Origin of the sequence: Paractinoplanes deccanensis (assembly GCF_016862115.1) — a bacterium.
Lineage (GTDB): Bacteria > Actinomycetota > Actinomycetes > Mycobacteriales > Micromonosporaceae > Actinoplanes > Actinoplanes deccanensis.
In genome coordinates, this window is the sequence record NZ_BOMI01000147.1 from 45,850 (window position 1) to 56,913 (window position 11,064).

At 71.9% G+C, this 11,064-nt stretch carries 17 protein-coding genes; 13 read left to right on the plus strand and 4 right to left on the minus strand.

Annotation, left to right across the window (positions count from 1 at the left end):
• Positions 1–91: 91 nt before the first annotated feature.
• The 3 genes from rpmB (at position 92) to Ade02nite_RS36335 (ending at position 1,474) form a co-directional block, all read left to right on the plus strand.
• Entirely contained in the window at positions 92–325 is a 234-nt protein-coding gene (rpmB, locus tag Ade02nite_RS36325; protein WP_203773701.1) for a 50S ribosomal protein L28, read from the plus strand.
• Positions 325–630, plus strand: coding sequence for a 30S ribosomal protein S14 (gene rpsN, locus Ade02nite_RS36330; protein ID WP_203773703.1), 306 nt, complete (start codon positions 325–327; stop codon positions 628–630). The genes rpmB and rpsN overlap by 1 nt, the downstream gene beginning before the upstream one ends.
• Positions 631–697: 67 nt before the next feature.
• A complete protein-coding gene (locus Ade02nite_RS36335; protein WP_203773705.1) occupies positions 698–1,474 on the plus strand; it encodes an SAM-dependent methyltransferase in 777 nt (258 codons plus the stop codon).
• 100 nt (positions 1,475–1,574) lie between these two features.
• Here Ade02nite_RS36335 and Ade02nite_RS36340 read toward each other — a convergent pair whose 3' ends face one another.
• Entirely contained in the window at positions 1,575–1,733 is a 159-nt protein-coding gene (locus Ade02nite_RS36340) for a hypothetical protein (protein ID WP_203773707.1), read from the minus strand.
• On the opposite strand from Ade02nite_RS36340, the gene Ade02nite_RS50450 reads away from it, so the two are divergent.
• From Ade02nite_RS50450 to Ade02nite_RS36350, 3 genes are all read left to right on the plus strand, one after another.
• Positions 1,732–1,857 carry a hypothetical protein gene (locus Ade02nite_RS50450; protein ID WP_275409976.1) on the plus strand — a complete coding sequence of 42 codons (126 nt, stop codon included), beginning with the start codon at positions 1,732–1,734 and terminating at the stop codon, positions 1,855–1,857. The two genes, Ade02nite_RS36340 and Ade02nite_RS50450, sit on opposite strands and share 2 nt — an antisense overlap.
• A 60-nt stretch (positions 1,858–1,917) precedes the next feature.
• Entirely contained in the window at positions 1,918–2,781 is an 864-nt protein-coding gene (locus tag Ade02nite_RS36345) for a helix-turn-helix domain-containing protein (RefSeq protein WP_203773709.1), read from the plus strand.
• Positions 2,782–2,863: 82 nt separating this feature from the next.
• Positions 2,864–3,631 carry an enoyl-CoA hydratase-related protein gene (locus Ade02nite_RS36350; RefSeq protein WP_203773711.1) on the plus strand — a complete coding sequence of 256 codons (768 nt, stop codon included), beginning with the start codon at positions 2,864–2,866 and terminating at the stop codon, positions 3,629–3,631.
• Here Ade02nite_RS36350 and Ade02nite_RS36355 read toward each other — a convergent pair.
• Together Ade02nite_RS36355 and Ade02nite_RS36360 are read right to left on the minus strand one after the other, a co-directional pair.
• On the minus strand, positions 3,618–3,818 hold the full coding sequence (locus Ade02nite_RS36355; RefSeq protein WP_203773713.1) for a hypothetical protein: 201 nt from the start codon (positions 3,816–3,818) through the stop codon (positions 3,618–3,620). The two genes, Ade02nite_RS36350 and Ade02nite_RS36355, sit on opposite strands and share 14 nt — an antisense overlap.
• A gap of 56 nt (positions 3,819–3,874) precedes the next feature.
• A complete protein-coding gene (locus Ade02nite_RS36360; RefSeq protein ID WP_203773715.1) occupies positions 3,875–4,516 on the minus strand; it encodes a sensor histidine kinase in 642 nt (213 codons plus the stop codon).
• Between the two features lie 48 nt (positions 4,517–4,564).
• On the opposite strand from Ade02nite_RS36360, the gene Ade02nite_RS36365 reads away from it, so the two are divergent.
• Complete coding sequence (locus Ade02nite_RS36365; protein WP_239169312.1) at positions 4,565–5,182, plus strand: response regulator; 618 nt, start codon at positions 4,565–4,567, stop codon at positions 5,180–5,182.
• Positions 5,183–5,218: 36 nt separating this feature from the next.
• On the opposite strand, the gene Ade02nite_RS36370 is transcribed toward Ade02nite_RS36365, so the two are convergent.
• Positions 5,219–6,451, minus strand: coding sequence for an Nramp family divalent metal transporter (locus tag Ade02nite_RS36370; protein ID WP_203773719.1), 1,233 nt, complete (start codon positions 6,449–6,451; stop codon positions 5,219–5,221).
• A 112-nt stretch (positions 6,452–6,563) separates the two neighbouring features.
• Here Ade02nite_RS36370 and Ade02nite_RS36375 point away from each other — a divergent pair, with 112 nt between their 5' ends.
• The 6 genes from Ade02nite_RS36375 to Ade02nite_RS36400 form a co-directional block, all read left to right on the plus strand.
• Complete coding sequence (locus tag Ade02nite_RS36375) at positions 6,564–7,481, plus strand: manganese catalase (protein WP_203773721.1); 918 nt, start codon at positions 6,564–6,566, stop codon at positions 7,479–7,481.
• 75 nt (positions 7,482–7,556) lie between these two features.
• Positions 7,557–7,946, plus strand: coding sequence for a hypothetical protein (locus Ade02nite_RS36380; protein WP_239169313.1), 390 nt, complete (start codon positions 7,557–7,559; stop codon positions 7,944–7,946).
• The gene (locus tag Ade02nite_RS36385; protein WP_203773723.1) at positions 7,943–9,112 is read left to right on the plus strand and encodes a zinc-dependent alcohol dehydrogenase; all 1,170 of its coding nucleotides are present in this window, start codon (positions 7,943–7,945) and stop codon (positions 9,110–9,112) included. The genes Ade02nite_RS36380 and Ade02nite_RS36385 overlap by 4 nt, the downstream gene beginning before the upstream one ends.
• A 90-nt stretch (positions 9,113–9,202) precedes the next feature.
• Positions 9,203–9,841, plus strand: coding sequence for a DUF4232 domain-containing protein (locus Ade02nite_RS36390; protein WP_203773725.1), 639 nt, complete (start codon positions 9,203–9,205; stop codon positions 9,839–9,841).
• A 49-nt stretch (positions 9,842–9,890) separates the two neighbouring features.
• Positions 9,891–10,631 carry a GNAT family N-acetyltransferase gene (locus Ade02nite_RS36395; RefSeq protein ID WP_203773727.1) on the plus strand — a complete coding sequence of 247 codons (741 nt, stop codon included), beginning with the start codon at positions 9,891–9,893 and terminating at the stop codon, positions 10,629–10,631.
• A 42-nt stretch (positions 10,632–10,673) separates the two neighbouring features.
• The coding region (locus tag Ade02nite_RS36400) for a PadR family transcriptional regulator (protein ID WP_203773729.1) at positions 10,674–11,064 on the plus strand (391 nt) is incomplete at its 3' end.

Here is an 11,064-nt window from a genome sequence, read left to right on the forward strand (position 1 = left end):
CCAGGCCACCCTGGCGCCGGTCGCCACACCTCGGCGCTCCGCGCCCCACCCCTCCGCTTGTTGAACACGGTTTTCATTGTAGGGTGGCGGCATGGCCAACATCTGTGACGTGACGGGCGCGAAGCCGTCGTTCGGCAATGCCGTGTCCCACTCCCATCGGCGCACCCGCCGGCGGTGGAATCCGAATGTGCAGCGGCGCCGGTTCCGCCTCGCCGACGGGCGGACCGTGCGGCTCACCGTGAGCACCACCGGGCTGAAGATCATCGACCGGGACGGCATCGACTCGGTCGTCGCCCGGCTGCGGGCTCGCGGGGTCAAGCTCTGATGGCCCGCCGTGCGCTGACCGAGCGCGAGAAGCGCCGCGCCGCCCTGGCCGCCCTGCACGCCGGCGAGCGGGCCGCCCTCAAGAAGCTGATCTCCGCACCCGGCACCGGCCCGGCCGAACGGGCCGCCGCGGTGCGCGCGCTCGCGAGCCTGCCGCGCGACTCCAGCCCGTCCCGCCGCCGCACCCGCGACATGATCGACGGGCGTCCGCGCGGCGTCGTGGGCAAGTTCGGCCTCTCCCGGGTGCGCTTCCGCGAGATGGCCTTGCGGGGCGAGCTACCCGGCGTCCGCAAGGCCTCCTTCTGAGGGGCCTCCCGGCGGGTCCCTCCGCCCGTAGGATGGCGCATTCCATCCTTCTGCGAGGGAGCCGCAGATGACCAAGCCGAACGTGGACACGACCAAGCCGAGCAGCGCCCGGGTCTGGAACTACCTGCTGGGCGGCCGGGACAACTTCGAGATCGACCGGATGGTCGGCGACCAGATCCGCAGCTCGTTCCCCGCCATCGTCGAGGTGGCGCGCGAGCAGCGCAAATTCCTCGTCCGCGCCGTCACCTACCTGGCCCGGGACGAGGGCGTCGTGCAGTTCCTCGACATCGGTACGGGCCTGCCGACCGCGAACAACACGCACGAGGTGGCCCAGCGTGCGGCCCCCACGTCGCGCGTCGTCTACGTCGACAACGACCCCCTGGTCCTCGCCCACGCCCGCGCCCTGCTCACCAGCAGCCCCGGCGGAGCCACCGACTACATCGACTCCGACGTCGAAGACCCCGGCAAGATCCTGCGGGAGGCGCACCGGACCCTCGACTTCGACAGGCCGATCGCCCTCACCATGCTCGGCATTCTCGGCAACGTGGCCGACTACGCCGAGGCCAAGTCCATCGTGGAGCGTCTGCTGGCCGCCGTGCCGTCCGGCAGCTACCTCGTGGTCTCCGACGGCACCAACACGAGCGCGGCGATCGTCGAGGGCCAGCGGGTCGCCAACCGCAGCGGCCACCCGTACAACCTGCGCAGTCCGGAGGAGATCGCCGGCTACTTCGACGGACTCGACATGGTCGAGCCGGGCCTGGTCTCGATCCCGCTGTGGCGCCCCGAGCCGGGCGCGGCGCCGTCGCCTTTGGACGGCTTCTGCGGGGTGGGCCGCAAGCCGTGACATCACCCGTCAGGGTGACGCGCCGAGTTCAGTTCGCGCGGCCGGGGCGGCGATTTCCCAGGCGACGACCATCGATGCCCCGGGGGCCCGTGGGCGGGTGTCAGGAAGCCGTCGGTGCACGATTGCAGTTGGTCTTGCCGGGGTAGGGGTTGCCCGGCACCATACGCCGCGTGTCAACGAAGAAGAGCGGACGGGCACGGTGCGGCAGCGGGCAGTGCCGGTCCCATACCAGCGGCGTGCTGATATCGCTGACCGTCATGGATCTCGGTCTGATGGGCTTCTCCATGGGCCTCGTCGGACTCGCCCAGCCGGTGCCCGCGGCGGTGGCCGGCGCCGCGAGCATCGGCCTCGCGACTGAGGTCGCGCGCCGGATGCTGCGGTGAGAGCCACGCGCCGGCGCGGGCACCGAGCCGGTCCGCGACGCCTGTCCGGGAGGCCGTGAGGTGGTCTTCGACGAGCCCCTGCCGCCGGACGGCAAGGGGCGGCCGACCTCGGCCCACGAGATCCTCGGACGTCACCTGCGTGCGTTGCGTGAGTCGCGCGGCCTGACCCTGAGCGACGTGGCGCGCCACATCCGAGCGTCGACGTCGAAGGTCACGCGGATTGAACTGGGCCGAGTCGGCGCCAAGGAGGGCGACCTCGACGGGCTGCTGGCTCTGTACGACCCTGGTGCCGAGGCGCGGCTGGCTCTCCTCGAGCTCAATCGTCACCTCAACGACCCGAGGTGGTGGAACGCGTACGGCATCGATCTCCCGGATTGGTACTGCTCGTACCTCGTCCTGGAGTCGGTCGCCAAGGTCATCATGACCTACGAGGTTCGGTTCGTTCCCGGACTGCTCCAGACCCGCTCGTACGCCGAGGCGGTGATGCGTTCCGCCTACCCCGACGAGGAGCGGGTCCAACGACTGGTCGACGTGCGCATGCGGCGGCAGGCTGAGCTGCTGAAGCGGGGGTCTCCCCGGCTGGTGGCCATCGTCGAGCACGGGGCCCTGATCGACGGCCTCGCCGACCGGGAGATCATGCGGGAACAGATCGAGTTCCTGGTCGAGGCGACCGCCCGTCCGCATGTCACGATCCAAGTGATCATGCCGCACGCCGGAGGTCATGTCTTCCGGAGCAACTCCTTCTCTCTTCTTCAGCTCAAGATGTCGGAAGTCGTCTACCTCGAGCAGCTTGATCGGGCGTTCTTCCTGGACGAGCGGAGGGACGCGGGACCGTACCTGCGCGCCATGGGTGAGATGATGATCGTCGCGGGCAAGCCAGCCGATGCCCGGGAAACCCTCAAGAAGATGCTGGAAGAGCGCTAGTCGGCCATGCCCATGACTATAGTCGCGGGACTACGGTGCAGCGCAACCCCTTCGATGTCTTTTCAGCCGGTGGAGTGAGCCCGTGGTGATCGAGCATGTCGTCCGTGACGGGGCCGGGTGGGTGACCATCGCCAATCCGCGCCGGCGCAATGCGCTGTCGGTCGCGATGATGGGGGCGCTCGAGGCCGCGGTGCGCGAGCTCGACGACGCGCCGGAGGTTCGGTGCATCGTGCTGGCGGGTGCGGGCGAGACGTTCTGCGCGGGGGCGGACATCTCCGAGTTCGCGGGGCATCACGACTCCGCCGCGGAGCGGCAGGCGTTCGACGGCGCGCTGTCCGGGCTGTTCGGGACGTTGAGGGGGCTGCGGACACCGCTGATCGCGATGATCCGGGGGCACTGCCTGGGTGCCGGGATGGCACTGGCGCTCAGCGCCGACCTGCGGATCGCGGCCGAGGGGAGCACGTTCGCCATTCCGGCGGCGCGGCTGGGGGTGGGCTATCCGGTGGCCCTGGCCGAGGCGCTCGTGCATGTGGCCGGGCCGGCGCACGCCGCCGACATGCTGCTCACGGCGCGCACCTTCACCGGCGCCGAGGCGCTCGCCGCCGGCATCGTCAACCGGCTGGTCGCCGCCGGTGAGCTGGAGGCGGACGTGGCGCGCACCGTGTCGGCCATCGCGGCCAACGCGCCGCTGTCGGTGCGCGCGGCCAAGGTGTCGATCAGGGCGACCGCTCATCCCGAGCTCGCCGCGCGCGCCCGCGAGATGGTCGACGCCTGCGCCGGCAGTGCGGACGAGCGGGAGGGCCAGCGCGCCTTCATGGAGCGCCGCCGCCCGGATTTCAGCGGACGCTAGAACGTGGCGCGGCGTCGGCTGAGGTGAGGCGGGCGGGCGCCGCCCGGTCGCGGATCAGCGGCGCCGCCCAGATCAGGGCGATGGCCGCCGCCAGCGCGATGCCCCACGGCGCGCGCCCCGCGTACAGCAGAAGGGCGGCGATCCATGGCCCGACGGCCAGTGTGCGCAGCATGAGATCCGGCTTCATGGTTGTCGACTTCCCCGGGCGATGGCCCGCCGGGGCCGACCGGTGGCCCGCGCGGGTCAGCCGGTGTATCTCGGCAGGACGACCTCCATCGCCAGCCCGGTCGGGGTGAGCTGCCGCGCGCGCAGCGTTCCGCCCAGGGAGCCCACGAGTTGCCGCACCACCCACAGGCCGAGGCCGCGGTCGTCCGGCGGCGGGGTGCGGCGCCGCAGGGCGGTGTGCAGCGCCGGGGTCGGGCCGCCCTGGTCGACGACCGCGAGCCGTAGGCGGCGTGCCCGTACCGCCGCGGAAAGCCGCACCGGGCCGGGAGCGTGCCGGACCGCGTTGCCCGCCAGGTTGGTCAGGATCTGCCGGGTGTGCGCGGGGTGCACGGGCCACCGCAGCGCGGCGCGGCTGGCCGATGTCGACACGTCCGGCGTGGTGGCGAGCGTCGAAGGCAGCACCCGGCGCAGCGTTTCGGCCGGCATCGCGTCGGCGCGGAAGCCGTACGCCGTCTCGGCTGCCTGGCTGAGCACCGCGCCCGCGTAGGCGACGTGTTCCGCCGCCAGTTTGGTGATCTCGCTGCGCCGCGGCTCCGGCGCCTCCTCCAGGGCCCGCAGCAGCGCGGCGAGGGTCGCCATCGGGGGCCGCAGCTCGTGGCAGATGCTGCGGGCGAGCACGAGGCCCGGGTCGGCCGCCCGGCGCCGTGGAGTCAAACGCATGACTCGCTCCGGACCGGGCAACCGGGCGCCATGCGCCAGGGGATCCGAGTGGCCGTCGTCGATGACCACAATCTGTTCGTACGGGGTCTGGAACTGCTCCTGCCCGAGGTGAGCGGCGGCCGCGCGACCGTCGTGGCGTCCACGGGCGACGCGGCGTACGCGGCGAGTGTGGTCCGCCATGCCGTGCCCGACGTGGTCCTGATGGATCTGCGCATGCCCCCGCCCGGGGGTGTCCGGGCGATCGAGGCGGTGCGCCGTGCCGCGCCGCGCGCCCGGGTGCTCGCCATGTCGGGCGACGACGATCCGGAGCTGGCGGCCGAGGCGCTGCGGGCCGGCGCCACCGGGTTCCTGCCGAAGAGCAGCGACGCCGCCGACATCGTCCAGCCGCTGCTCGCGGTGCTCGACGGCTGGGCGGTGCTGCCGGAGCGCCTCCTCGCCGAGCTGGTCAGGAAGCCGGTCCGGCATCCGGCCGCCGAGGCGCTGTCCGATGACGACCGTGACCTGCTCCGCTTGATCGCGGCCGGGGCCTCGACGACCGAGATAGCCGCGAAGCTCCATGTCTCGGAGAGAACGGTCAAGCGCCTGACCGCGACGCTCCTGCGCAAGCTGCGCGTCTCCAGCCGTGCGGAGGCGGCCGCCCTGGCCGGGAGCGCCGGACTGCTGTAGATCGCCATGACGCCCGGGTTCCCCGATTGCCCGGGGTCAACCCAGCGTTCTCACGAGCAACAGCACGTTGAGGCAGATGATCAACAGCGCGGCGGCGGACGCGGCGACCGTCGTGATCGGATGGTTGGCCTGCTCGCCCATCACGTCCCGCCGCCGGGTCAGCCAGATCAGCGGCACCAGCGCGAACGGCACGCCGAACGAGAGCACCACCTGCGACCAGACCAGGGCACTCGTGGGGTCGGTGCCGAGCATGAGCACGGCCATCGCCGGCGCCATGGTGATCAGCCGCCGCGCGGCGAGCGGGATGGTGCGGCCGATGAAGCCCTGCATGACGACCTGGCCCGCGTACGTGCCGACGCTGGACGACGCGAGCCCGGAGGCGAGCAGCGCGATCGCGAACGCCGTCGCGGCGTGCCCGTCGAGGACGGTGGCGAACTCCGCGTGGATGCCCTCCAGCGAGGCGACGTCCGAGCCGAAGAAGAGCTGCGCCGCGATCACCAGCATCGCGAGGTTGACCAGGCCGGCGGCGCCGAGCGCGATCAGCGTGTCGGCGCGCTGGCAGCGCAGCGCCTCGCGCCGGCGGGCCGGGTCGGCGGCGGCCACGGCCCGCGACTTGGTCAGCGCCGAGTGCAGGTAGATCACGTGCGGCATCACGGTGGCGCCGAGGATGCCGGTGGCCAGCAGCAGGCTGCCGGAGCCGTCGAACGACGGCACCATGCCCGCTCCGAGCGCCGCCCCGTCGACCCCGGAGCGCAGCGCGTTGTAGAGGAAGCCGAGCAGGATGACGCCGAGCAGGGCACCGATCACCGTCTCGAACCGGCGTACGCCGCGCCGGTGCAGTTCCAGCAGCGCGAACGCGGCCGCACAGGTGATCAGCCCACCGATCGGCAGGGGGATGCCGAAGAGCAGGTACAGCGCCAGCGCGCCACCGATGATCTCGGCCAGGTCGGTGGCCATCGCGACCAGCTCGGCCTGCACCCAGAGGCCGCGGGCCACCGGCCGGGGCAGGTGCTCGCGGCACAGCTCCGGCAGGTCGCGCCCGGTGATCAGGCCGAGCTTCGCGGACAGCGACTGGATGAGCATGGCCATCACGTTCGCCGCCACGATCACCCAGACCAGCAGGTAGCCGAAGCTCGCCCCGCCGGTGAAGTTCGTGGCGAAGTTGCCCGGGTCGGCGTAGGCGATCGCGGCCACGAAGGCCGGTCCGAACCAGGGCGCGACGCGGGCCACCCTGCTTTTCAGCGGCTGAGCCAGATCGAGAACCACCATGCGGCTCCGTTTCCCCGCGGCCCGCGGCCCGATGGGGCCCCGAACGACCCCGCCGGGCCAGACCCGCGGGTAGCCGGAAGGTCGTAGCGAACGACACCGGAAGGAGCACGTGATGTTCAAGCACGTCGACTACCTGCAGTTCCAGGCCAAGCCCGAGAAGCCGGACGCGTTCTTCGCGGCCAAGCTCCAGGAGCTGGTCGGCGGCCAGTTCGGCGAGATGACCGTGATGATGCAGTACCTCTGGCAGGGCTGGTCGTGCCGCGTGCCCGGCAAGTACAAGGACATGATCATGGACATCGCGACCGAGGAGATCGGCCACGTCGAGATGCTCACGACGATGCTGGCGCGGCTGCTCGAGGGCGGCCCGGCGGAGGCCACCGAGAAGGCCGCCGCCGCCAACCCGGTGCTCGCCGCGGTGCTCGGCGGGCAGAACCCGCAGCACGCCGTCGTCACCGGTGGCGGCGCGATGCCCACCAACAGCCAGGGCGTGCCGTGGAACGCCGGCTACATCGTCGCGAGCGGCAACCTGCTCGCCGACTTCCGGTCCAATGTGGCGGCCGAGGCGCAGAGCCGGCTCCAGACGAGCCGCATCTACAACATGACCGACGACCGCGGCGTCAAGGACATGCTCCAGTTCAACCTGGCCCGCGACACCTATCACCAGCAGCAGTGGCTGCTCGGCATCGAGCAGCTCATCGCGGACGGCTTCACCGAGAACGGCATCGAGGACTCGAACGCCGAGCACGAGCACCCCGAGGCCAACCACACCTTCTACAGCTTCGACCCGGAGAGCACCGCGGGCGAGGGCCGGTGGGCGCGCGGACCGGCGCTCAACGGCAAGGACGAGATCATCTATGTGGCGGACGCGCAGCCGCTCACCGACGACAAGCCGCTCGGGCCGGCGCCGGACCCCAAGCTCTTCGTCACCTACGACGGCTCGATGGGCAAGGGCAAGCCGGGCACCGGGGCGGGCGCCCACGGCCAGGGCGTGGCCAACGTGGTCAACAAGATCAAGGATGTGCTCGACTAGTTTATCGACGGCCTGCCGAGGTAAGCGACCGTGAACCGAACGAAAGGGACGGTCATGGGTCGTACGGCAAGGGCCTTGCTCATCGTCGCGCCGATCGCCGCGGGCACCGCGGTGGTCGCCGCGAAACGCCGCAGCGGCCGGTCGCCGTCACCACGGCGCACACACGTGGTGACGGTGCACCGGCCGCTGTCGGAGATTCCCGGCTCGCTCGAGGAGCTCGCGAAAAGCGTGGAGATCAGCCTCGCCCCGGCTCCGGGAGACCGGGGGACGGAGATCTCCGTACGGATCCCCGAAGGGTCGCCGGTGACGGACGCGGAGGTGCGCCGGGCGCTGCGCGAGACGCGCTCGCTGGTGGAGGTCGGCGACGTGCTGCTGCCCTCCGGCCCGCCGACGACCGAGAAGACGCCGCTCAACCGGCCGCTGCGCACGGCCACCGAGCACGGGCGCGAGGGAGGACTGCTGTGAAGGCGCTGCAATGGCAGGGCGTCAACAAGCTCGCCGTGGGCACCGTCCCCGATCCCGGGCTGCGTAACCCCGGCGACGTCATCGTCAAGGTGACCCGCACCGTGACCTGCGGCTCCGACCTGCACCTGATCGGCGGCTACATCCCGTTCATGGAGAAGGGCGACGTGCTCGGGCACGAGTTCCTCGGCGAGGTCGTCGAGGTGGGCCCGGACGTCAAGCGGCACCGCGTCGGCGATCGGGTCGTGGTCTCCTCGTTCATCTCCTGCGGGCGCTGCTGGTACTGCGACCAGGAGCTCTACTCGCTCTGCGACAACGGCAACACCAACCCGGCGATCACCGAGACCCTCTGGGGGTACGCCCCCGGCGGCTGCTTCGGCTACTCGCACGCGATGGGCGGCAACGCCGGCAGCCACGCCGAGTACATCCGGGTGCCGTTCGCCGACGTCGGCGCGTTCACCGTGCCCGACGAGGTGAGCGACGAGCGCGCGCTGTTCGCCTCCGACTCGGCCTCGACGGGCTGGATGGGCGCCGACCTGGGCGGCGTGAAGCCGGGCGACGTGGTCGCCGTGTGGGGCGCCGGCGCCGTGGGCCAGATGGCCGCCCGCGCCGCCGTGCTGCTCGGCGCCGAGCGGGTCATCGTCATCGACCGCCTCGGCAACCGGCTTGACCAGGTGGCGAAGCACATCGGCGCGGAGACCCTCGACTACGAGCGGGCCGACGTGGCCGCCGAGCTCCGCGAGCGCAGCGGCGGCCGCGGGCCGGACGTGTGCATCGAGGCGGTCGGCATGGAGGCGCACTCGCCCGGCGCGCACTTCGGCTACGACCAGATCAAGCAGCAGCTGCGGCTCCAGACGGACCGGCCGATCGCCGTACGCGAAGCGATCCATGCCTGTCGTAAGGGGGGCTCGGTCTTCGTGCTGGGCGTCTACGCGGGCTTCGTCGACAAGTTCCCGCTCGGCGCGCTGATGAACAAGGGCCTGACCGTACGGGGAGCGCAGATGCACGGCCAGCGTTACATCCCGATGCTGCTGGAGCGCATGGCCAAGGGTGAGCTCACCACCGAGCACCTGGCGACCCACGTGATGCCGCTCGACCAGGCGCCCGAGGGCTACCGCATCTTCAAGGAGAAGGAGGACAACTGCGTGCGCGCGGTCTTCGTCCCGTAGCGGTTCACCGCTGACGGGAGAATCACCTTCCCGTTTTCGCCGGCTCCGCGACGGAAAAGCCGCAGGCACCGACGACAACGGGGAGGCATCATGCGCAGGACGATCATGGCGGTGGGGGTGGCGGGCCTGCTGCTCGCGGCGGGCGGGTGCGCCTCGTCGAGCGGCAACACGAGCTCGGCGCCGGCCACCACCCCGCCGGCCACCACCTCGCCGGCCACTACACCGCCGATCAGCTCGACCACCACGCCGGCGGCCGGCGGGTCCACGGCCGCGCCCGCGCCCACCGCAGGGGTGAAGGACTGTCTCACCCGCAACCTCGAGGTCACCGACGTGGTGGACCCGAGCGGCGGCGCGGCCGGCCACCACGCCGAGTTCCTCGTCTTCCGCAACACGGCCGGCTTCCCCTGCACGCTCGACGGCTTCCCGGGCGTCTCCTTCGTCGCGGGCGACAAGGGCACGCAGGTGGGCACCGCCTTCGTGCGCAGCAACGCCCGGCGGCACCCGATCACCCTCGCCCCGGGCGAGCGCGTGCACGCGACGATCCTGATCGCCGACTACCAGAACGTGGACGCGGCGTCCTGCAAGCCGGTGCAGGTCCGCGGCTACCGGGTCTACCCGCCGAACGAGACCGCCGCCGTCTTCGTCCCGCGCGCGCAGACCGCCTGCTCGGCCCCGAACGAGGCGGCCGGCCAGGTGCAGCCGGTCGCGCCGGGGGCGTCGGGCGCGTGATCCGCACCCCACCGCCGAACGGAGGCGCGGACGCCCCGTTGCAGTGTTCGTGCAGACCAAAGACAGCTTCGCCTACGCCTTCCGGGACGGCATCGAGGCGCTGACCTCGCTGGTGCCCGGCTCGTACCACACCACCGCCCCGAACGGCACGCTGCTCGCCCTCACCTACTCGGTGATCCCCGCCCTCAACCCGATCGTCGTGCCGCAGGCCGACCCGGACTCGGACGAGGTCGCCACCCTCGCCGGCCTGGCCGCCCGCAAGGCCGGGCCGGTGCCGTGGTCCGTGCGCCTGCGCGGCGAGCCCGGCGAGCGGCTCCGCGAGATCGCCGCGCGGCACGGCCGCACCACCGCCACCTCGCAGCCCTTCATGACAGCGACCGTCGACGGCGCTCGGGCGGTGGACGCGAGCGTCCGGCAGATCAAGGGCGACGAGTTCCGTACGTTCGCGACGGTCGTCGCCGGCGTCTTCGGCGCGCCGCCCGAGCTCGTCTCCGCCGTCTACACCGCCGAGGTGCTCGACAGCCCGCAGGTCGCGGCCTTCCTCGCCGAGACCCCGCGGGGCGAGCCGGTCGCCGCCGGGGTCGCGGTGATCACCGGCGAGTACGCGGGACTCGCCAACATCGGCACGCTGCCCGCCTTCCGCGGGCAGGGCCACGCCCGCAAGGTCACCGAGGCGCTGCTGTCGTCCGGCGCGAAGCACTTCTACCTGCACGCCGACGAGCAGACCACCGGCTTCTTCGAGCGCTTCGGCTTCGCCACGGCGGAGAACTGGACCATGTTGACGCCGTGAAGGGGCTAGTCAGTCTCTCTGCTAAGCAGTTAGCCTGACTACATGATGTCCCGGCCGTGGCTGCACGGCTTCCTCGACCTGTGCCTGCTCGCGATGCTGCGCGAGCGGCCCGACTACGGGTACGGCCTCGCCCAGCGGCTCGCCGCCGCCGGCGTGGCGGACGTGCCGGGCGGCACCCTCTACCCGGCCCTGCTGCGGCTCGAGCAGCAGGGCCTCGCCGTCCCCGGCTGGCAGCCGTCCGAGTCCGGGCCCCGCCGCAAGTACTACGCGATCACCGACGCGGGCCGCGACGTGCTCGACGGCCAGGCGGCGCAGTGGCGGCAGTTCCGCGACGGCGTCGACGCGCTCCTCACACCCTCGGCGCTTTCCGACTCTGCCTCACAGCTCTCCGGCACGGGCTCGCCGCTCCCCGGCTCTGCCTTCCCGATGTCCG